This is a genomic window from Photorhabdus temperata, assembly GCF_025384845.1.
Taxonomy (GTDB): domain Bacteria; phylum Pseudomonadota; class Gammaproteobacteria; order Enterobacterales; family Enterobacteriaceae; genus Photorhabdus; species Photorhabdus temperata.
In genome coordinates this window covers 52,956-76,849 of sequence record NZ_JAJAFX010000016.1, presented here as the reverse complement: position 1 = coordinate 76,849, position 23,894 = coordinate 52,956, and the positions used below count along the sequence as shown (strand labels likewise).

The 23,894-nt window shown below is 45.1% G+C and carries 12 protein-coding genes; 7 read left to right on the top strand and 5 right to left on the bottom strand.

Annotation, left to right across the window (positions count from 1 at the left end):
- Positions 1–247: 247 nt before the first annotated feature.
- From LGZ99_RS08395 to LGZ99_RS08380, 4 genes are all read right to left on the bottom strand, one after another.
- A complete protein-coding gene (locus LGZ99_RS08395; protein WP_036838556.1) occupies positions 248–1,426 on the bottom strand; it encodes a MalY/PatB family protein in 1,179 nt (392 codons plus the stop codon).
- Positions 1,413–2,867: a Na+/H+ antiporter NhaC gene (nhaC, locus tag LGZ99_RS08390; protein WP_262979020.1), complete on the bottom strand. Its 1,455-nt coding sequence runs from the start codon at positions 2,865–2,867 to the stop codon at positions 1,413–1,415. Before nhaC ends, LGZ99_RS08395 begins: the two co-directional genes overlap by 14 nt.
- A 150-nt stretch (positions 2,868–3,017) precedes the next feature.
- The gene (locus tag LGZ99_RS08385; RefSeq protein WP_023046380.1) at positions 3,018–4,019 is read right to left on the bottom strand and encodes a LacI family DNA-binding transcriptional regulator; all 1,002 of its coding nucleotides are present in this window, start codon (positions 4,017–4,019) and stop codon (positions 3,018–3,020) included.
- 380 nt (positions 4,020–4,399) lie between these two features.
- The gene (locus LGZ99_RS08380; RefSeq protein WP_021326646.1) at positions 4,400–5,071 is read right to left on the bottom strand and encodes a helix-turn-helix transcriptional regulator; all 672 of its coding nucleotides are present in this window, start codon (positions 5,069–5,071) and stop codon (positions 4,400–4,402) included.
- A gap of 1,152 nt (positions 5,072–6,223) precedes the next feature.
- Between LGZ99_RS08380 and rtxA the strand changes: the two genes are divergently transcribed.
- A complete protein-coding gene (rtxA, locus tag LGZ99_RS08375; RefSeq protein ID WP_262979019.1) occupies positions 6,224–16,804 on the top strand; it encodes an MARTX multifunctional-autoprocessing repeats-in-toxin holotoxin RtxA in 10,581 nt (3,526 codons plus the stop codon).
- Positions 16,805–17,155: 351 nt separating this feature from the next.
- Here the strand turns inward: rtxA and LGZ99_RS08370 are convergent, their stop codons facing one another.
- A complete protein-coding gene (locus LGZ99_RS08370) occupies positions 17,156–17,893 on the bottom strand; it encodes a cyclase family protein (RefSeq protein WP_036838563.1) in 738 nt (245 codons plus the stop codon).
- A gap of 766 nt (positions 17,894–18,659) precedes the next feature.
- Here LGZ99_RS08370 and LGZ99_RS24795 point away from each other — a divergent pair.
- The 6 genes from LGZ99_RS24795 (at position 18,660) to LGZ99_RS08345 (ending at position 23,890) form a co-directional block, all read left to right on the top strand.
- The gene (locus LGZ99_RS24795) at positions 18,660–18,953 is read left to right on the top strand and encodes a Tn3 family transposase (RefSeq protein ID WP_023045833.1); all 294 of its coding nucleotides are present in this window, start codon (positions 18,660–18,662) and stop codon (positions 18,951–18,953) included.
- Positions 18,954–19,044: 91 nt separating this feature from the next.
- Positions 19,045–21,180, top strand: a complete 2,136-nt coding sequence (locus LGZ99_RS08360; protein ID WP_036838564.1) for a type I secretion system permease/ATPase — start codon at positions 19,045–19,047, stop codon at positions 21,178–21,180.
- A 104-nt stretch (positions 21,181–21,284) separates the two neighbouring features.
- Positions 21,285–22,700 carry an HlyD family type I secretion periplasmic adaptor subunit gene (locus tag LGZ99_RS08355; RefSeq protein ID WP_036838566.1) on the top strand — a complete coding sequence of 472 codons (1,416 nt, stop codon included), beginning with the start codon at positions 21,285–21,287 and terminating at the stop codon, positions 22,698–22,700.
- A gap of 120 nt (positions 22,701–22,820) precedes the next feature.
- On the top strand, positions 22,821–23,135 hold the full coding sequence (locus LGZ99_RS24670) for a DUF5625 family protein (RefSeq protein ID WP_023045835.1): 315 nt from the start codon (positions 22,821–22,823) through the stop codon (positions 23,133–23,135).
- The gene (locus LGZ99_RS24665) at positions 23,065–23,340 is read left to right on the top strand and encodes a DUF5625 family protein (RefSeq protein ID WP_315903478.1); all 276 of its coding nucleotides are present in this window, start codon (positions 23,065–23,067) and stop codon (positions 23,338–23,340) included. The genes LGZ99_RS24670 and LGZ99_RS24665 overlap by 71 nt, the downstream gene beginning before the upstream one ends.
- A 28-nt stretch (positions 23,341–23,368) precedes the next feature.
- Complete coding sequence (locus tag LGZ99_RS08345; protein WP_023045836.1) at positions 23,369–23,890, top strand: DUF5625 family protein; 522 nt, start codon at positions 23,369–23,371, stop codon at positions 23,888–23,890.
- Positions 23,891–23,894 lie beyond the last annotated feature (4 nt).

Here is a 23,894-nt window from a genome sequence, read left to right as displayed (position 1 = left end):
ATAGAGAAATTTTCGGGGATTCTGGCTACATGTCTATGTAGCCAATGGACAGTCAGAAATAATTCTGATGGAAGCATCATTCTGGGAAATAAATACAACAACGATTTAGGGTACAAAGAAACGCTTAACGCCGATTTAAATAAAGAATACAACCGGATAAGCGCGGTTTGGTCATATACTGCGCTTATCCGGCTTTTTGCCATTATCTCGCCATTATCGGATGCCGATATAATATTGTATTTTTATTTTATGGTGTTAACTGAATTAAACCGGTGATCACCTTTTCAAGATACTGACGAGGGCAACCCAAATTTACCCGAATAAATCCTTTTCCCCTATCGCCAAAATTCCGTCCCATTGAAACGGCTATTTTCGCTTTCTGTAGCAAGGCCAACTGGAGAGCATCATCATCCAGACCTAAAGCGCGGCAATCCAACCAAGCCAGGTAGGTGCCTTCGGCTTTGGTCATTTGGCACCAAGGGACAGTATGCGCTATAGCTTGCTCCAACCAGCGGCGGTTTTCAGCCAGGTGATTTTGTAGCTCATCAAGCCATAGACTTCCATGTTGATAGGCTGCTGTGGCCGCAGTCATCGATAGCGAGTTAAATACATCTAATCCGTGGGCGTTTAATCGATCATTAAAGGCACGCCGAAGGCCGGGATCGGGAATGAGAAAGTTCGATATTCGAAGTGATGAGAGTCCAAATGTTTTACTTGCTGAGGTCGCGGCAATGACGTTGCTATGCCATTCGTTCCCCAGATGCAGTACTGAGGTGAATGTTTTCCCAGGTAAAATCAAATCAGCCCAAATTTCATCAGAAATTACCGTTGCACCGTACTTTTTACAGAGCGTTAATAGTCGGGTCAATTCGTCGTGATTCCAGCATCGGCCAGTAGGATTGTGTGGGTTACATAACAGAAGCAAAGGCGGTCTGTGTTGCTCCAACACTTGCTCTAAATGACCATAGTCAATTTGATAACCTTTAGGACTTTCAAGTAGCGGGTTTTCAATAACCACCCTGTCGTTCATGGTGATGATTTTGGCGAATGAGCCATAATAGGGCCCTTGTACCACGACTCCTTCACCCGGTTTACTGAGCATCTGGAGCAGCAAAGCCAGCCCGGGTATGACACCTTCTATTGAAGTGAACCAATCCCGGCATAAGGTTAACTGGTGGCGTTTTGAAAACCAGTCTATTGCTGCCTGGTAATAGTTATCGTCGCGTTCGCTATAACCGAAAATGCCGTGGTTGACTCGGGTGTGTAGTGCTTGTCGGATTTCTTCCGGACATTGGAAATCGAAATCAGAAATCCACATCGGCAGAAGATCAGTTTGGTTCAATTGCAGGTAACGATCCAAAAAGTCCCACTTAACAGAGCCTGTATTGTGGCGATCGATTATTTGATTGAAATCATGCGGTTTCATGTTGGCTTTCCTTATTCTTCTGGGAATATTCCGGTGCGACTCTTGCAATACCGAAACCAGTAAAGCCATAAATGAGCGCAAAAAAGACGGCGGCGTAGCACTGGATAGCCCAAGGCAGCAGCTCAAGCGTATTGACACCCAGAGTCGTTGCCATGTAAATACCCGCGGCAGTCCATGGGATGAGTGGCTCAATGACGGTACAGGCATCTTCTATTGTCCGTGACAGGTTTTTATTATCCAGGCCCAAGCGGCGATAGGCCCCTTTGAAGAGCTCTGCCGGGATGAGAAGAGCCAGTTTTCCGTCACAGGTGGCGCCGGTCACAAGAATGGTTGTGGCTACGGTTGCCGCGATAAGTTGTCCGGTTGTGTGAATCGCTTGCAGAAGATGATTAATGATGGTGGTCAGGGCGCCAGTGAGCGCCAAAACGCCGGCAAACGAAAATGCACAAAATACCAACAGGATGGTACTCATCATTGAGAACATGCCACCGCGATTGAGCAAACGTGGGATGTCGTTAACGACCCCAGTGATGTTGTGCCCCTGGTCAGAGAACATTGAGAGATTAAAGCCATCTATCAACGCATTAAGGCCCTGCTTAAGTGTGAATCCCTGAAGACCTATGCCGATCGCAATAGCCAATGCACATGCAGCCAGCATAACGGGTATCACCGGACGTTTTGTTATTGCACCCCATAAAACCAGTACCGGTGGCAAAATCAGTAATAAATTGAAGTGATAAAGGCTTTCAAGAGATTGAATGATGTCTGTGATTTTTTCAGGTGTTGCGACGCTACCTACTGAGCTTGTATGACCAGCGATAAGATAGACAGTCGCCGCTAAAATAAAGCTTGGGATAGTGGTATACATCAGGTGTTGGATGTGGCTGTAAAGGTCGGTATCGGCGACGATGGCGGCGAAATTAGTTGAATCAGATAAAGGTGAAATTTTATCGCCGAAATATGCACCTGAAACAACCGCACCTGCGGCGGCAGCCAAAGGCACATCAAGACCTGCGGCTACCCCCATTAGAGCAACACCCACCGTTCCGGCTGCACCCCACGATGTACCGGTACAGACTGAGATAACGCTCGTGATAAAGAAGGCGGCAATGAGTATATATTGTGGGCTAATCAGTTTTAAGCCCCAGTAAACCATATAAGGTATGGTTCCGCTGATCATCCAGGTTCCGATTAGTCCCCCTACGCAAATCAATATCATGATCACCGGCATTGCTTTAGCTAGCTTTGCCACAATGGAATCAATAATGTCATTCCAGCGATAGCCTTGCCAATACGCTAAGGCAGCCGCTATTCCTGCTGATATGAGTAATAAGGACTCAATGCGCAGTCCCAGTTGACCATAGCCAATAACCAGAAGTAGGAGCATTGCTACGATCGGCAGCATAGCGAGTCCCAGATTAAGCTTTTTTTTGTTATCCATTTAAAATCCCTATTTCGGATATGTTATTGAGAAAGAATAATAAATTTTTTTCGAATGGAATGTGAGAGATGTGACTTGTCCATGTAACCGGTTTCATGAAGCATGAAAATGCGATCTGTGTATCGTTTTTTACGCTTGTTTTGTATGTGATTATCCTATGGAAAAAACAGAATCTCTGATTACGAGTTCGGCTGAGAACATATTCATTTGTGGGGCGGGTTCTTTCTGGGCATTGAGCTGTAACGCCAGATTAGCAGCTCGCCGTGCCATCCTTTCTATTGGGTAGTGTACAGTCGTTAAAGAGGGGTAGAGATATCGCGCCGGGACAATATCATCAAACCCAACAATCGACAGTTGTTCAGGTAAGTTGATTTTCCGTTGATGCAGGGCTCGCATCATGCCGGCAGCCATAACATCGTTGAATGTCACTGCGGCAGTAAAGTTGATGCCGCTGCCTAAGAGCTTTTCTGCTGCCAACTCTCCGCCTTTTTCGTCAAATGGAGCGCTGATAACCCAATTGCCAGGTACGGTAATACCCGCATGAGTCATTGCAGAATAATATCCCTCCAGGCGGAGTTTTCTATCATCAATAGGCAGGTCTGCCGTTACACAGGCGATTTTTCGATGACCATTTTGGATAAGATAGTGAGTAGCCGCCTGCGAAGCGCTAACATTATCTAACCAGATGCACCGGTTGGCGATGGCAGGCAAATATCGATTAACAATCACTAATGCTGGCGTATGTGCTGCATAACGTAATATGTCTGTATCACTCATTCGAGTGGTATGTGCCACTATCGCTTCGCACCCTTGATTGATTAAAAAATCTAAGGCGGATTTCTCAAGTTCAGCCTGATGCCCACCACTACAAACCATCAGTTTTACCCCTTTTTTTCGGGCAATTTCTTCAACTCCGCGCGCTAAACGGGAAAAAAAAGGATCAGCCAGGTTACCGGTGAGTAAACCCAACATATCCCCGCATCTTTTTGCCAGAGCAAGCGCAGCAGAATTTCGGTGATAGTTGAATTCACGCATTGCTTTTTCGACACGTTCACGAGTACCCGGTTCGACATAGGCCGTGTTATTGATGACCCGGCTTACGGTAGCCACGGATACGCCAGCTTGATGTGCTACATCTTTCATTGTAGCCATATTCCTCTCCTCAGCAGTTTATACCCTTCATCTTTCACGTTGCTGCTTTGTTGGCTGCGTTCACTTACCCCAGTCACATAGTTATCTATGCTCCTGGGGATGCGTTCACTTGCCGCCGCGCTGCAACATGAAATCTATTGGGTATATGTAATCAATGACAAATGTGAAACGGGGGATCATAGCTTAATTTATTCAGATTATCATGAAAGGATTTATGTACCTCATTGTAAGCGAATAATATGAATCGGACTTATTTGAATAATCTTGCATGAATGGTTTAGTTATAATTGGCATGTATTGAAAGCTGCCCGTTCTCCCTGTCACTAAATCAGGGAAAGCTGATTAAATGACAGGGTGTATAGGGGCGCAGGCATCATCTTTTATAGCAAAAAATGGCCTGTAGCTTGAGAGTATTTGGGCGGAATATAGAGATCATAATTATTCTCTTTGCACAATAACCTCAATTCAGTCATTGATCCAATTGATAATTTATCATAGATGATTTTAAAATATTTTTCTAAGCTACGGCATGAAATCTTCATTTCATTGGCGATAAACTTATTGCTGACACCACGACAGAATAAAAAAATTATTATCCACTCTTTCGCTGTCAATATATTATTAGGGGGGCTGAGTCTAACAGAGGTAGATGAGTCATTTTTAATGTAATCGTATAGCGAAAAATGGTTTATGGCTTTAGCATGACCAATTATCCCCATGCATTGATTATTTTCATCCATTAACGGGTATTTGTCACAAGAATAGGATTTAAGTTTTTGACCATTGTCCGGCAGATAAGCCCCAATAGATGATACTTTCTGCATAGACTGTAAAACCTTACGGTCATGTTCTTCAAAAAGGTGAGCAAAATTATTAAACAGTGTAGGTAATTCTTTATCAGTATATCCTATAACATTAAAATTTTCAGGTAATTTGTTTACTTTAATAAACACTGGATTTGCATACATAAAACGGAATTCTTTATCTTTTACAAACCATGATTCATGACTTTTATCCCACATATTTGTTAACTGAGGGGTAATTTGACTCATATGTGACCTTAAAAAATATAAATAAAAAAATATTTCAGTAATGAACAAAGACAGTGATTCGTTCTATGGTGAGCTACCCAATAATCAGAAGTAATCGTATTGCTACGATTGTTACACTATTTTAGTGCCAGATTAGATATACCATTTTATTTAAACTCCAGTTTTGTATAGGTTATTACATTAAGATAATGAATTTGTTTCGAATGGAATGTGAGATGTGTTATTTGTTTCATGTAATCGGTTTCATGAAGTGTGGAAATGTGACCTGTGCATCAATTTTTGATCTTGTTTTATCTACGATGCTCTTTTTTGTCCGGACCAGCATATAGCGTCTGACCGCCATACCCAGATGGAGGCTATAGTGTAAACCAGTTAATCCAATACCGTTATCAGCATAACCTATTTTGGTTAGTTGTTTTGTATTTATTGGTCGTATTTATTTAGATAAGACTGCTGGATGTGTTCTGTTATTTTCTTGCGATAGATGTTTTATTCCAAATAAGTAAGTTAAATTTCCCTGTATTCTTGATGTAAAAATGTTAATAATTTGGCTTTATTTATTTGATTTATGAAAAAATCATTTAATAATTTAAATTAAAGCAGTTAGTTACGTTTGGTTCTTGTTGTGGTTTATTTTTATTGTCTTATTGCATTTTGAACATCAATGTGGGGATATGGGGCAATATATGGGGGGTAAACAGACTTTCTTGTGTATAAATATTGATTTTGAGTTTTTGCCCTATATTATTTTATTCCACTTATTCATTTAACCGTATTTATAGATATATAAGCTCATTATGTCTCTGAGCTTAATATTTTTGTTATCTTTGTGAATAAATTTCTTTTTGGGGACGGAATATGTTTAAAAAATTTGAATAAATCATCTCTGATATCAGTTATAACGAGGCGGTTTTTCTCTTTATTTCATTATTTAGAAAAATAATAGCCCAAAAAATGACTGAAAACAGCAATCAGCCTGAATTAAAACAGATTATATAAAAGAATATCTGATTGATTGCTGTCATTGTTTTTTTCCGTGGAAAGGTCAGAGGATTTGTATCGTTCACGGGACATTAGATTCTCAAAACAACGGCTGTATCCACCAAATGCAGTGTTTTTCTATTTAACCTCAACTAAATTAAGGGATTGTTTATGGGGAAATCATCAAACCGCAGTACAGAATATTTCTTTACCGGGAAATATCAAGATGATGATGATGGTAATAATATTGTCGCTATTGGGGTAGGGGGAGTGATTCATGCTGAAGGAGGAGATGATCATATTACTGTTGGTTCGCTAGGGGCAACAATCTATGCCAGTTCTGGCGATAAGGCTGTAGATGGTGGTGCAGGATATTTAAAAATAGTGAGTATTGACGGTGATCTGAATGTACATGGCGCCGCAGGTTACGCAAGTATTGATAAAAACGGTAATGGCAATATTTCATTTGCTGGCGCGGCGGGTGGTGTTTCTATGGATCATCGAGGAAGCAACGGTAATCTAAATTTCTCCGGGGCCGCTGCTTATAACAACCTGAGTCGTAAAGGACAATCCGGTGATGTGACGTTTAAAGGTGTCGGCGGTTATAACGAGTTATGGCATGAAACTAATCAGGGTAATTTAAACTTTACCGGAGCCGGTGCTGGCAACAAAATTGACCGTACCTGGTATGACTACTATGAGGAAAGCTACGGTGATGTGAAATTCGCTGGCGGGGGGGCGGCAAATAGCATCAGCTCACGGGTTGAAAGCGGTAATATTGATTTCACAGGTGCAGGGATTGATAACCACATTATTCGTAAAGGGAGAGAAGGCAATATTATCTTGCATGGTGCAGGAGTATCAAACCGCATTGAACGCTTGCGAGAAAGTAAAGATAAATATGAACAGACTCGCGGTAATATCGAATTTGAAGGCGCAGGTGGTTATAACAAAATTTATTCTAATATAGCTCATGGTAATATCAGTTTCTCCGGTGCCGGTGGTTATAATGAAATATCAAGAATAGGTGAAGATAGCGATTCATATGATAAAGCGTTGGAATACACCAAAGCTAAAGAAATTGTATTAACAACGGCGAAGATGGGAGTCCAGAAACCCCAGCAAGTGACAGGAATTAAATCAACTACTGAGCCTAATACTTGTCTCTTTGCGTTTGCTGATGAAATGTATACTAAGATCAGTAAAGTTCAGCTGAGAAATGATCTTGAAACCGGTAAACTGAGTTATTACGCCACTTCATGGCGTAAAAATGGTAATCAACTCAACAATCTTGCTACGGAAGATATCTCTTTAGAGAATGGATTTGCTTATATAAACAATGATAATGATTACCGTCTTTTCAATTTAATCTTTGAACATTATCAACCCATTACTATTCAGCATACTGTTGAAGAAGATTTGCAGGAAAATCAATGGGTGACTTATGCCAGCGGAACCACCGCTAAAGCAGAAGATATCACGCTGATTGATGCAAAAATGCATGGGCGTGCAATCCATTCTGATGGTTTGGTATTGGATGTTTCAGCGGTGAAATCGAATTGTCGATCAAATGCTTATGTCTATGCCAAATATGTCGAGTCATATACCAAAGTGATCATGGTGGAGTTGAAAAATGATCCTAAAACCGGAGAGCTGAAATATTATGCCGGTGCGTGGTACAAAGCAGGCGACCATACCAGTAATTTGGCCAATGAAGATTTTTCACCTGCAAATGGTTATAGTTCGATGGAGGCGAAGGGATATTCACTAACTAACCTTAAATATCAAGTCGATACTGTACGCCGTGTCTCTGAGCATTTAGAACATATTGAAGAGGATAGTCATCGGGAATTGGTGAAATCATCTTCAAATATCGGTGATAGCATCGGTGATGTTAATTTTAGCGGTATGGGTGGTGGAAATGTTATTAAATCCAGTGTGATACGTGGCAATGTTAATTTTGAAGGTGATGGGATTGCTAACGTCATTCTTCATAGTTCGAGATTCGGTAATACGCATTTTGAAGGCGCAGGTGCTGCCAACGTCATCGTGAAAAGTGGTAAAGAGGGCAACCTGTGGTTCCGGGGTATCGGTCTGGCGAATGTTCTCGTTCATCAAAACCAGCGTGGAGAAATGGATGTTAACGCCGGCGGTGCGGCAAATGTGCTGGTTCGAATCGGTGACGGGCAGTATCTGGCTCATCTTCTGGCGGTTGGTAATATCTCGATCCATCAAGGTCATGGTGACAGTCGGGTTATCATGTTGGGGGGGTACAACACCCACACCCAAATAGGTGATGGCAGCGCGAATTGGTTAGGGGCGGGCGGTTTTAACGTCATGACCCAGAAAGGTAAAGGGAAAGTCTCTGCGGTATTAGTGGGAGGGGCCAATGTACTGACCAAGCTTGCAGCAGGTCATCTGGTTTCCGGTATGCTCGGTGGAGCCAACATTATCACGCATATTACGGGTGATAATGAAATGTCAGATACCACAGCGATTGCGCTGGGCGGTGCCAATATCCTGACCAAAAAAGGGAGAGGTGATGCTGTTGCGGTGATGGGCGGTGGTGCGAATGTTCTTACTCACATTGGTAACGGTAGTACGAAGGGTGTGATGTTGGGGGGTGTCAATATCCTGACCAAAGTAGGCAACGGTGATACTACCGGCATTATGTTCGGTATTGGTAATGTGTTTACCCATGTTGGTCACCATCAGACACTGGGTGTGATGGGGGCCGCAGGCAATATCTTCACTAAAGTTGGGGACGGAACCGCGATTGCGGCCATGATTGGTGCAGGCAACATCTTTACCCATGTTGGCAAAGGTGATGACTGGGCGCTGATGGGAGGGATGGGTAATGTCTTTACCAAAGTGGGGGATGGCAATGCGCTGGCACTGATGGTAGCCGCCGGCAATGTGTTTACTCATGTTGGAAATGGGATGAGTGTTGCCCTGATGCTGGCCAAAGGCAATGTCGCCACCAAAGTGGGTAATGGCATGACGTTGGCAGCCATGATAGGCGAGGCCAATGTGATGACCCATGTCGGTAATGGTCAAACATTTGCCGCTATGATCGGGCAAGCCAATATCTTGACGAAAGTGGGTAATGATTTGACTGTCGGCTTAATGGTGGGTAATGCCAATATCTACACCCATGATGGAGGTGGAACAAGTATTGGTTTGTTTGCCGGTGAGTTGAACGTGATGACCAGGAGCGGTGATGGTACAACGCTGGCGGCAATGTTTGGTCAAGCTAATATCATGACCCATGCTGGCGACGGTTTAACCGGGGTGCTGGCACTGGGTAAAGCCAATATTGTCACCAAAGTGGGTAAGGGTTTTATGGGCGTTGTGGCTGCGGCTGAGGCTAATGTAGTCACTCATATGGGAGCATCAACGACTGCTGCCGTGCTATTGGGTAAAGGTAATATTCTGACGAAAATAGGTGATGGTACTACGGTCGGCCTGCTTATTTCCGATGTGGGTAACGTCATGACACACGTTGGTGATGGTACAACCGTTGGTTTCGCTACAGGTAAAGCCAATATTATTACCAAAGTGGGGAATGGCACCGGTATTAACGCTGTCTGGGGTGAGGCCAACGTTCTGACTCAGGTCGGGAATGGCGAACGTTATAATTTCGCTAAAGGTAAAGCGAACATCATTACCAAAGTAGGCGGTATGCAAGAAGTCACCGTCGTTCAGGGCGATGCCAATATTGTCACCCATGTTGGTGACGGTAATGATTACACGGGAGCCTGGGGCAAAGCGAATATCATTACTAAGGTAGGCGACGGGAATAATGTGGTGCTTGCCAAAGCTGATGCCAATATTGTGATTCAAGTAGGTAACGGCGACAGTTTTAATGCTTTGTGGAGTAAAGGCAATATCGTCACTAAAGTCGGTGACGGTATACAGGTTACTGCGGCAAAGGGTAAAGCTAATATCACTACCACTGTGGGGAATGGTTTAAGCGTGACTGCAACGCATGGCGAGCTGAATGTGAATACCAAAGTGGGTGATGGAGTTTCAGTCAACGCGGCGTGGGGTGAATATAACATTAATACCAAAGTCGGGAATGGTCTTAATGTTGCGATCATGAAAGGCAAAGGTAATGCCAATATTCATATTGGTGATGGTATGGGGATCAATGCCTCCTACGCACGCAATAATGTGGCGATTAAGGTTGGTAATGGTGATTTCTACAGTCTTTCTATTGCGGAGAGCAACACACAAAGTAATAATCTCTCTTCTCTGTTTAAGAATATTAAACAAACTGTGTTAAATGTGGAAGGTAGCCACGCGATTAATTATCTGATCCATGGTGATGAGGCGAGTACTTCTGGAACCAATAAAGGTAGAGGCGCGATTAATTTAACCGAAGTTTCTGCCATTGATGGTTTCCAGATGGATAAAATTGATGAAGTTAGTTCAGATCTGGCTAATAACTTGAGTGGCACAATAACCCCGATGGAGACGCCTGATACCGGGGTTATCCAGAATACCTTGCAGATTGGAGATAATGTTAATTCAGCTCAGGATAAGGCATCACCACAAGCTGATGCGGTTATCAGACATGCGAAGCAGGATAAAGCCGCGCAAAATGCGTTAAGCGATAAAGAAAAAGCTGAGATAAATCGTCAGCTCCTGGAACAAGAGAAAGATAAACAGCTTAAAGCAATTTCAAAATCACAATTCCAACTAGAATCAACCAATCAAAATGCGCTGAATAACAATGGGCAAGTACAGCGTGATGCAATAAATGAAGAGTCCAGGATAGTCACAAAAGAACTATTTTCCATGATTCAAGGCATGGATACGCTTAATAACTATGGGAATTATGATGGCAAATCAGGTGATGAGTGGCGTAATCGGTTTGCTATTGGGTATTTAGATAGTACCCAGAATAAATTAAATGATGCCAAGCTTACCGCACAGAAAAAATTAGTTGATGCACAGCAGCACTTTATTAATAAACGAGAGGCAGTAAAAACAGCCATTGAAAAATCAGAAGCGGGTTTAAACAAAAGCTTTGAGAATGTAGATAGTGCAGACGAAGATATTGCAGACGCTCAGCAAAAAGCAGAGCTGAAAAAAGAAGAGGCATTATTACAGAAACAACGGGCCGAGAAAGCGGCGAGTGACGCCAATACCGCGTATGAAAAAGCGAAACAGCGTGGTGAAAGTGATAGTACAACAGCGACAAATAAAGCGGCTCAGGCGCAGGATAATGCAAAAGGCGCAAAACAGGCTGATGATGCTAAACCGGATCGTACCGGGGCGACTGGCAGCGGCTTGTCTGGAAAAGCGTATACACCAATTGAGATAGAGGCACCGAAGAGTCATATCGATCCTGTATCAAAAGCTGAAACTGACGGTTGGAGTAGTGAAGATCTGGCACTAACAGAAGAAGATTTGGCTGCTTTGAATAATGCGCAACAGGCAGTCAATCGGCTACAGCTCAACAAGGGTATTCGTTCAGAAAATACCGGTGCTTCGATCATGTCAATGTTTACCGAAGCATCATCCGATGGCACTGTGGAGTCAACCTTAAATAAACCCAGAGAGTTAACCAGAAAAACGCCGACGATTTCAGGTATTGATCTGCAAGGATTAGGAAATAACCTTAAATCTCGTTCTTCTGTACTTAAAGAATTGGAACTTGTCTTACTGGATAAGGGAGACAAACGGTTTATTGATTCTACCAAAAGACGTCTTGGTTCGATAAATACCGATCTGCCTAGTAAGGCGCTGGTGGCTGTACGTGAGGCTTTTAACAGCACTGTCGAACGGCCCGATGAACAGCATGTATTGCAGCTTGAGAACGCGCTGGCTCATTGGCAACAGCATGATCGCGAGGAATTCACTCAGCGTAGTAAGCTGGTGAAAAGCTTGCGTTTTGAGATGGGGGTGCTGGTTGCTCATCTTCAGGCTCAGAGAGCTGAATCAGCTGGGATTTTGGGGATCACTGTGGCGCCTGAGCAGGTGTCACAGTTTGGTCAGCAGGTATCTTTTGATGGGTTCGGGCGTGTGGTGGGCCTGAAAGGCGATATCGCGCAAAGCGAAATTAATCGTCTCACTGATTTACAAATTAAGCCATTAACCCAGATTAACTCTGTAGCAGAGCGGGATGCACCTAAGACCGAAAGTGAGAGCCTTATTGTTTTCGTCAGCCGGTTGCAGCAGGCGGCTATCTCGGAAGGTCACTCTCTGATTGAACGAGCCAGAGAACTTTGGCTTACCGGACAAGTGACCCAACAGGAAACCATCAAATTATTTAAGGATGCTGCCACCCAGTTGCAAGCACATCCTGAACTGCACACGCTGGCTCAGCAACTATTGGCTGATGCCAACAAAGAGAAGGCCACCGGACAATATATTGATAACCTGTTCGGCCGCCATTTTGATTCTGAACTGGCTTATGAACTGGTGAAAACAGCATCACCGGAGGCGAAAGATAGCGCTGAACGAACAGGTAACTTCTTGGTACAGGAATTTGAACAGTGGATAAGTGGTTTTTATCCTGAGGGGGCTGAACGTGACCAAAAAATTGCCGAAAAGATGCAATCTTTTGCCAAGGATATTGATAAGGATTTTCGCCCTTGGTTCAGCCGGGTGCCTGAGTTAACCGCGTTTCTGGACGAACCAACTTTTGCCAATTTCAAGATCATGATGACTAAAGTCGATGATGGTTTTTCTGTGATTAAGGTGCCGTTTCTGGCGGTAAAAATGGCGACCACTCGGGGGATGGGGATGGATAGCGCTGCCTGGAAGAGAGAAGGTGATATTTTCTACCAGGATGTGATCACTAAAGCCCGTTCAACCAGTACTGAACTCACTGCCGGAAATGATGTTACGTACAAAGTCGAAATAACAGGAAAGCAGACTAACGATTATGGTACGGCGCTGCCTTACCAGCCTGCGAATGGTAAGCACGATGACTTCTTGTATGGCAGGAAAGTCGCTGCCGGGCGGATCCTGATCCCCGGACGGGAAACTGTATTTGAGGGTAATGCGTTAGCGCAAGGCCATTCTGTGGTGACAGGAGCGTCTGGCTCGACCAATATCATGGTTCATCTCAATAACTATATCGCCAGTAAGCAGCCTGACTTCCCGAAGGGTCAGAGCTATCTCAATACCCTGGCATTTCTGGTATTTGATGGTGGTCATTCCGTCAACGAAAGTCTGGTGGTTTACAAAGCGTTACAGGCAACCGGTGATGAACGTAAGCAGGTACTGAACAGCTACACCGTCAATTATAAGGATCTGGCAGATATTGCTGGGGGATCGGATAAGGCGTGGGTAAATCAGGCGCTGGATAACGCTTTTAAAGAAACTCAGGGGTTTTATCAGAAGTATGCTGCGGTAAAACCGCAAAACCGCCCTGCGCTGGAAGATTTAGATGGGTTATCTGGCAAAAATAAAGGGACAGAGCCTGTTATTATCGACGATAGTCATCTGAACAAACCACTTGATGCCTGGCAAACGGTGGAAGTGACTCCACAGACTGATAGCCGTGAAACTCGCTTTGATGGTCAGATCATTCTTCAGATGGAAGATGACCCGATAGTCGCCAGAGCAGCAGCTAATCTGGCGGGTAAACACCCGGATTCCAGCGTGATTATTCAACTTGACTCCAACGGTAAATATCGGGTTGCTTATGGCGATCTGTCTAAATTATCAAACAAATTACGCTGGCAGGTTGTTGGTCATGGCCGTGATACGTCAGAGCAGAATAACATCCGTCTGAGTGGTTACAGTGCCGATAAATTGGCGACGAAATTAACGCAGTTTTATCAGAACGCCAAGCTGGGCGAAAAGGCCATCAGCAAACCCGATCACATCAGCCTGGTGGGTTGTTCACTGATTAGTGATGATAAGCGGAATGGCTTTGCTCGTCACTTTATTACTGAGTTGGATAAACAGGGTATCCGCAGTGATGTTTCAGCCCGTAGTAGCGAAGTGGCGGTTGACGCAACAGGCCGTAAATTTACCCGTGACGAAAATAACCAATGGGTTAACAACGTGCCTGATAACAAAATCGTCTTGAGCTGGAATGCAGAGAATAAACTGATAACTCATACAGAACAGGTTCGTCGTGGTATTGCTGAAAGCGATATCAACTTCGCTAAAGTAGGCTACACAGAGACTGATTCGGTTACCAAAGGGGCGATTGCGGATAACACTGAAGTTTTCATTGAGCCACAGAAGCGTAAAAAGGTTAACATCAGCGATAACTCGCATCGTCAGCTCAGTTACTCCGGTAATATCCAGGTGAATGTCGGTGACGGAGAGTTTACTGCACTTAATTGGGGTACATCGAACGTCGGTATTAAAGTGGGGACCGGTGGTTTTAAATCACTGGCTTTCGGTGACAACAATGTGATGGTTCACATTGGTCATGGTGATAGCCAACATAGCTTTGATATTGGCGGCTATCAGGCGCTTGAAGGGGCGCAGATGTTTATTGGTAACCGTAATATCAGCTTCAACCAAGGTCGTAGTAATGACTTGATTGTGATGATGGATAAGTCCATCCCAACGCCACCGTTGGTCAATCCATTTGATGGTGCTACCCGTATTGCTGACGTATTGAAAGGTATTGCCCGTTCCGGTGAAAAGCAGGATTGGTTAGCGGTACAAGATCAGCAATGGACAATCGCCGGTGCGAAGAAGTTTGTGCGTGATATGTCTGGTTTAGACCAAACCAGTAACGTGGATTACAAAACACTGCTTAATTTGGACTCACAACATGAACGTAGCAGCCGTGGCTTGCAGTATGACGCCGAATCAGCACTGAACAAAAAGTTCAATCAGTGGCTGGGTGAAAATGGCAATAGTATTGAGATGGGCAAAATAAGCCGTGCAGACAAATTCCGTCAGGCCAATCAGCAGCTGGCTTTCAACTTTGCCGTTGGGGGGCGTGGTGCTGATATTCAGGTTACGACCGGTAACTGGAACTTTATGTTTGGTGACAACATCCAGTCAATTTTGGATACCAACCTGGGTTCCCTGTTTGGTTTGATGACTCAGCAATACTCGACAACGGGTATGGCGAAAACAACCTTTACTTATAATCCGGGGGACTTACCGCGTCAGCTTCAGAATAAGCTGCTTGGCCGATTAGCTGGTGTAAATGCGGATACCACCTTAGCGGATATCTTTGGTGTGGACTACACCGCAGATGGACATATTGTTTCTCGCACAGGCAAGCCTGTTGATGGCAAGGCTATTCTGAAAGAAATGCTGGCAGTGATAAGGGAATTTAGCGGTGATCAACTGAAAGCCTTCACCGATCCAGAGAAATTGCTGGATAGTTTGGAGGCTGGCATCAATATGGGAGAAAATGGCGTCAGGACATTTGTGGAAAGTCATGGTTTGAAAGAGAAAGCGCCTGATGAAGGTCAGGGACAAGGATCTGTGGTTAGCATCAACGGTGATAGCGCTCAAGCTAATAGCAAAGCAGAACGTGCATTTGGCTTTAATTCGCTGAATTTACCTAACCTGTTTGCAACGATGTTTAGCAAAGATAAACAAGCAGAAATGAAATCATTAGTGACCAATTTGAAAGAGAATCTAACAGCAGATCTGCTCAATATGAGGCAAAAAACCTTTGATTTCCTGCGTAACAGTCGTCATCTGCAAGGAGATGGTGATATTCATGTGTCGTTGGGTAATTATAACTTCAACTGGGGTGGTGACGGTAAAGATCTCGGTGCCTATCTGGGCGATAACAACAACTTCTGGGGTGGTCGTGGTGATGATGTTTATTACTCATTAGGAACATCCAACATCTTTGCTGGTGGTGAAGGGAATGACATGGGCGTTCTGATGGGACGTGAAAACTGGATGTTTGGTGGCAATGGTGATGATACCGCAGTGGTGGCCGGACGCATTAACCAGGTTTTTATGGGTGAAGGTAATGATCAGGCGTTTGTCTTTGGTGAAGGTGGCTTTATTGATGCGGGTAACGGGCAGGATTATGTTGTCACCTCCGGCAACTACAACCGGGTGGATACCGGAGCAGGTCAGGACTATGCTGTGACCATCGGCAATAACAACCGGGTTGATTTAGGTGAAGGCCATGACTTTGCCAGAGTATTTGGTAATGACAACCGGATCGACGGTTATTCCGGCAATGATACGGTTAAACTGATGGGCTACCATGCGGTGATTAACGGTGGAGAAGGTGATGATCACCTGATAGCGGCGGCTATTTCGAAGTTCAGTCAGTTTGACGGCGGAGAGGGTCAGGATCTGTTGGTACTGGGCGGTTATCAGAACAACTTCCAGGGGCGCGCGGGTGCAGACAGCTTTGTGGTCAGCGCAGAGGTGATTGATAACCGGGTTAGCGATATTAGCGCAGAAGATATGATCTTGTTCAACGGCGTTGACTGGCAAAACCTGTGGTTCCAGCGCAGCGGATACGATTTGGTGCTGTCGGTGAATCGTCCTGCTCAAGATAAAACCGCTCAAGGTATATTTGAATCGGTGGGGTCAGTGACCTTTCATGATTACTTTAATGGTCATCGTGCCAAATTAGTGACTCAAATGGGTAATAAAGATACATCAGGAGAGCGTGAATTTACTGCATTGTCAGATAATGCGGTTGATTCTTTGATTCAGGCCATGAGCAGTTTTGCCCCGACAGCGGGGGATAATGGTTTCATTGAGAATCTGGATAGTAAGGCGAAAGTCGCTATTGCAATGGCGTGGACAGATACCACCATCGGCAAGGGGAAGTTTGCTTGATTAACGCTTTATAATAAAAAGAAAAAATAAGAAGGTTGTAATAAGAATAGAAGTGGCTCACAGAACAGGTGGGCCATTTTTTGTATCAACTGACAGGGAATAGAAAAGGACATATAGTTAATCTGAACTTCGCTTAAGAGGAAATGAAAGTATCTGAGATACGATCAACGTTATCGGCATAAAAATGCTTGAGTTAATGCACGAAACGCATAGAAGCGGCACATTTACATTCCAAGTGATAAGACCGAGTCTGAATTTACGTGCTTCTGAAATTTCTGTTCTTACAGTAGAGCTGAAGTTAGTTATACCGCCGTATTTCCCTTTTTCAGGAGATACGGCACCGGGGAGCAGTTACGGAAGTATGGCAAACGAACGAACGGGAAAACCAGATGCTTTTTTAGGTTTGGCCACAATGTTGAAAATGATCGCACCACGTACAGGGACCTGGTCCAAATTAGCCAAAAGTTCTATCTGATAAGTATCTTGCTTTAATACATAATCTTCGCCCAACAACGCATTATTCTTTCTGAAATCTTTAGCGGCGTCGGTATCAAATGTTTCATGTCCAATGGCTTTAACATGACGCTCCTCAAATAAAAATTTTAGGGCATCCATTCCCCATCCGGGTATTTGGTTATTGCCACGATCATCTTTATTATCCATGGCTTCCTGAGATGACCAGCGTTTACTCCAGTCAGTTCTGAGTGCAACGAAAGTACCTGCCTCAATAATTCCATATTCTTCTTCAAATTTAAGAATATCTTTTTTAGACAGTGAAAAATTAGGATCCTGTTTTGCCCTTTCTGACTGATTAAGTACGATTAAAGGTAAAACTAATTCTTTTAATTCCAGCTCATCAAGATAACGGGCATTAGGAACAAAATGGCAGGGAGCATCAATGTGAGTCCCATATTGGCCGGGAAAAGAGAATTGTTGAGCAAAAAAGCCATCCTTATAATCAAACAGTGTCTTAAACTCGGCTGGATCAAACATAAAAAAATGGGGGGAATCTTTATCAAAGCTATGGGTCAAATCGACCCATTTTTTCGATTTCAGTAAAGTGAGTGCTTGTAAGATGTTATTTGACATAAAAACCTCATTTTTGATAATTGTTGATATTGTTTTTACCGATATGGTTTTTTTGTAATAAAAACAAATATATATATTTTCATCAATTTAAAGAGTTAACTATTTCTTCAAATTTTCATATTGGCAATCTCTGCTTTTATAGCCAGCGTCAAACGAGTATTTCTAAATACCTGTATTGCTATCCGCAGGCATTTTTTTCAATAAGAATTATCTATTAAATCCAATCCATTTCCTGAGCAAAGTAGAATCAATGATGACAGGAATAGAATCAAGGATCATGAAAAAATTGACTCCTATAAGTTATGAGGTTCGACGTCCAATGGAACGAAAAACTACACTAAGAAAATAACTCTATGTTTTGACAAGAAAAATAGATTTCAAATTACACCCCAGCCTCGCACATTTGCCATCATAGCTACGCTATTCTGTCGGCTAACTGTGTTCCCCTGAGGCGCAAATAAACTTAAAAAATGTGTCATGTCCGCAAAGTTAACCAATGCGTGTTAGTATTGATGCTCTCTGTTTTGCTCTCAGTCACATTAATTACCCTTATCTTAACGAAGGATAGGTAATACTCCGTTTCGGGGCGTATCAATTTCTCGCGTTCCCTGGAACATTCTTCCGCCCCCTACAGGCGAATTAGCTTCAATTGTTACTTAAATTACCTTAAACTATTTTTCGTATATATAGTTTTTTAAATTGACGGCCTTGCTAAGTTTAGTATTATATGTAGATAATTCAATAACTTACGCATCGGTTGGATTCAATGGCCGTTGGGGTGAAAAAACTGGCGATAGGCCGGTTTCTTCGTATGTATACGGGAATAAATTTCGTGCGCACAACGCTTTTTGTCGATGGTTACAATTCTGCTTTCTTATCTTACCAACTGGTGCACCGCATCTATATCTTGCGCTATCTGCGCGACCCACAGTTTGAACGGAACGTGCATCGCTCGCAGAACCATATTGAGTCTTATCACCAGCTACGCTCGGCCATTTTATCTCGGCTGCTGAAGAAGTTTGATAGTGCAACTATCTTGTTGTTAGCGAATAAATATTAATTAACAACAAGCTGCAACAGTCATTCCCTACATTGCCTAATGTTTTCAGTTTGCAAAGGTAGGCACGTACACAATATGGAAAAAAGAACAAATGAGTACTGAGTCGTCCCATTTTTCCCCGGAACTGGATACCGGCCTGATTTGCCTGACCATGTTGGCTAGGTTTCACAACATAGCCATATCGACCGAACAACTTTCACACGAGTTCTCTACCACCAATCAAGGTGTTACTCTGCCGGAGCTGCTGCTGGCTGCCCGGAAGTCGGGGTTGAAAGCCAAGGCTGTGCGCACCACACTTACCAGGCTTGAGCACACGCCATTGCCTGCTATTGCCATTGACCGAGATGGGAAATTTTTTATTTTAGCCAAGCTGGATCAGGAACAAGCTTTGATTCAGGATCCACGTTCGGCGCGTCCCGAAGTTATCAGCTTCGAGGGGCTTGAACAGCGTTGGACTGGGCAACTGGTGCTGGTGCGTTCCAGTAACGGTGTGTCCGGCGAATCCTCGCGTTTTGACTTCACTTGGTTTATCCCAGCTATCGTCAAATACCGCAAGTTGTTGGGTGAAGTTTTGCTGGTGTCTTTTGCCTTGCAGCTGTTTGCCCTAGTGACTCCGTTGTTCTTTCAGGTGGTCATGGACAAAGTACTGGTGCACCACGGTCTAACCACACTGGATGTTGTCGCGACGGGACTGCTAGCCATCATGCTGTTCGAGTCGGCCCTGAGCGGTCTGCGTAGCTACGTGTTTGCCCATACGACCAGTCGTATTGATGTGGAGTTGGGATCGGGTCTGTTTCGGCACTTGATTAATTTGCCGCTGGCTTACTTCCAGGCCAGACGGGTCGGTGATTCTGTGGCTCGTGTACGCGAACTGGAAAACATCCGAAGCTTCCTCACCGGCAACGCCATTACCCTGATGCTCGACGTGCTTTTTTCTCTGGTGTTCATCCTTGTGATGCTCTATTACAGTGGCTGGTTGACCCTCGTTGTGGTGTTATCATTGCCGCTCTATGCACTAGTCTCGGCGTTGGTGACACCTCTCTTGCGTAAGCGATTACAGGATAGCTTCACACGCAACGCCGAGAACCAGGCATTCCTTGTCGAAACGGTAAATGGCATCGATACCCTAAAGTCAATGGCGGTTGAACCGCAGGCCATCCGCAAATGGGACAACCAGATGGCGTCTTATGTGGCCGCTGGTTTCAAAACACAGACTTTGTCCACTCTCGCTAATGAAAGCGTCTCACTTATCGGCAAGCTCGTGACGGTCGCCACACTTTGGCTCGGTGCTCGCCTTGTGATAGAGGGGCAGCTGTCGGTGGGGGAACTGATCGCATTCAATATGCTGGCTGGCCGTGTCAGCGGCCCTATTATGCGCCTGGCGCAACTGTGGACCAGCTTCCAGCAAACCGGTGTCTCGGTGCAGCGTCTGGGAGACATCCTTAATTCCCGTACTGAATTGTCTCAGGCTACACGTAGCACAGTACCGCCGCTCAAGGGGCGGGTAGAGTTCGATCAGGTGCATTTTCGTTATCTGCCCGATGGTTCTGAGGTGCTGCGTGGCATCAACCTGGTCGTTGGCGCGGGAGAAATCATTGGTGTGGTTGGCCGCTCTGGTTCCGGTAAGAGCACTCTGACCCGCTTGTTGCAGCGGCTCTATGTTCCGGAGCGCGGGCGGGTTATGGTCGATGGCATGGATCTGGCATTGGCTGATGTGTCCTCGCTGCGCCGGCAGATTGGCGTGGTGTTGCAGGACAATATGCTATTCAACCGCAGCATTCGTGAAAACATCGCCTTGAGCGACCCGGGTGCGCCGCTCGAAGTGGTCATGCACGCCGCCCGTATGGCTGGAGCCCATGAATTCATCCTTGAACTGCCTGAAGGTTACGACACTATGGTGGGTGAGCACGGCACGTCACTTTCGGGCGGTCAGCGGCAACGGGTGGCTATTGCCCGGGCCTTGATCGGCAATCCTCGCATTTTGATTTTCGACGAGGCGACCAGTGCGCTGGACTACGAGTCTGAACGGGTGGTTCAGCAGAACATGCAAAGCATTTGCAAGGGACGCACGGTCATCATTATCGCTCATCGGTTGTCAGCTGTACGCGACGCTCATCGTATCCTCGTGATGGATCGCGGGCAGATCGTTGAACAGGGAGCCCACGCTGAGTTATTGGCGCGTCAGGACGGCCACTATTCACGACTGTATCGAATGCAGCAGAGCTGAGAGGCTTCCATTTCCCAGAACGTACGATGACACCGGCTAATAACGTAACCAGAGGCAGAAGTGATCAAGACAAACATACTCGGACTTAAGGAAAATAACTTCGTATGAGCGCCACCCTTTCCTTATTACAGCGCTATCGCCACGCGTGGCGTCAGTCTTGGCGCCAACGTAAAAGCATGGATGTGTCGCCGCGGCTCCCCCATGAACTGCATTTTTTACCGACGGCTTTGGAGTTGCAGGAAACGCCGGTTCACCCCGCGCCGAGAATTTTCATCTGGAGCATCATGGGCTTTGCCTTATTGGCGTTGCTCTGGGCCTGCATCGGCAAAATCGAGGTCGTGGCGGTCGCCCCGGGAAAGGTTGTTCCCAATGGCAAAACCAAGCTGATTCAATCCAGTGAAACGGCGGTGGTCAGAGCGATTCACGTCAATGACGGTCAGGCGGTGAAAGCCGGTGAGTTGTTGATCGAACTCGACCCGACGGCGGCGAACGCCGATGTCAGCCGGATCCAGAGCGAGCTGCTGGCTGCTCGTATCGACAGTGCGCGGGGCGCAGCTATGCTCGATGCGATCAATCAGCAACAGCCGCCGGCGTCGTTGGTAGGGGCGATTATCAACGCCGACCCGGAGCAGGTGCTCAGTGCCCAGAGCTGGCTTCAAGGGCAATACCTGGAATACCGTAGCAACCTGGAGTTGGTGGACGCAGAAATCCTCCAACGCAGCGCCGAAATCCAGTCTGCTCAGGCCCAGGTGGCTAACCTGAGACAAACGGTGCCGATTGCCACGCGATTGGCCGAGGACTACCAACGGTTATTGACGAAACAGTATGTGTCGCGGCATGAGTATCTGGAAAAAGAGCAGAGCCGGCTGGATCTGCAACGTCAGTTAAGCGTACAGCAGGCCAGTGTCTTGCAGCACACCGCCGCCCAGGACGAGGCACGGCGTCGGCGTGAAGCTGTTGTTGCGCAAAATCGCCGCGCCATGCTCGACCTGCAACAGGAAGCCAACCAGAAAGCGACGATCCTGGGGCAGGAACTGGCGAAAGCCCGTCACCAGGAAAACCTGACCAGCCTCAAAGCACCGGTGGCTGGCACAGTTCAACAACTCGCTGTGCATACCGTCGGTGGAGTGGTTACACCGGCTCAGTCGCTGATGGTCATCGTTCCCGCAAACCAACCGATAGAAGTGGAAGCCATGCTGGAAAACAAGGATGTGGGGTTCGTACACATTGGTCAACCGGTCACCGTCAAGGTGGAAACCTTCAATTTCACCAAGTACGGCACCGTTGACGGTGAAGTGCTCAGTGTGTCGAACGACGCTATCGAAGACGAAAAGCATGGACTCGTCTATAGCACCCGTATTCGTCTGAAGTCTGATCACTTGTTGGTCAATGGTCAGCAAGTCGCGCTGTCTCCGGGAATGTCGATCACGGCAGAAATAAAAACCGATCAGCGTCAGGTAATCGATTACTTCTTGAGCCCGCTGCGGCAGCATATGGATGAAAGTTTGAGAGAGCGGTAAAAGAACGAATGCTCGTGAGGGCTTTTCTGTGGACCCGGTTTGTCATATTCACCGTTTTCCGGGTTTGAGATAAGTTGCCGTTAATGTTTTTCGCAGTCTTACTTTGTTTGGAGTGACATGATGAAGAAATTACAGGTACATAAAATAGTTAAAAGCTGGCACAAAATGATTATTATTTTGAGTTGTGTCTGCCTGACGGCATGCTCTGAGCGCATTGATATCTGCAAACCGATTGATGTGTCGCATGCGGGTCAGTCCGTCAAGATTGATTTTGAAATTAGCAAGGTTGGAGAATATCAGGTTTCCTTGCTATTTGCGACTGGGGATAGTCAGGAGGAAAGAGAAAGGCGATTTAAGTTGTTCAATGCTCATGTTGATGGGGTTGCCATCCCCGTTTTGTTTCGTTTGGTTAAAGACGGCCGGGTTTTTTTTTGACGAGAAAATAAATGCGGTGAGGCTCTATGGGTGGGAATCTTTCTATTACGAAATGAGATTAGTAAATACGACTGTGCGAGAAATTAGAACGTTTTCATTACCTCCCGGACGCTACTCTGCGGTAATTACCACCTTAGAAGATGTCCCTGCTTTTAATGGAATTGAGAGTTTTGTCGAGTTCACTTATTACAATCCGAAAATTTAACGCGAATTACTTTATTTGGAGTGACGAGATGAAGGTATTACGTATACATGAAAGGTTCAAGAACTGGCGCATAATTATTATTTTTTTGAGTTGTGTCTGGTTGGTGGCTTGCTCTGAGCCAATTGATATATACAAACCGATTGACGTGTCACAGTTTGGTCAATCAGTCAGGATTGATTTTGAAATTAGCAAGAAAGGGAATTATCAGTTTGCCCTGCTGTTTGATAAAGGGGATGACTATGAAGAAATGAAAAGGCGGCTTGATTTGTTCGGGAATGTTGATAAGGACGGGGTAATAACCCCTGTTTCGCTTCATCTGGTTAAAGATAGCAAGATTTTTTTTGACAAGAAAATAAATGCAGGAGGACGTGGTTGGGGACAGTCTCTCGATTATGAAGGAAGAAGAATAAATATGGCTGTGCGAAACATTAAAATACTTGAGTTACCCCCTGGGCGTTACTCTGCGGTAATTACCACACTGGAGGATGTCCCTGCTTTTGATGACATCGAGAGTTTTGTCGAATTCGCCTATTACAATCCGAAAATTTAATAAG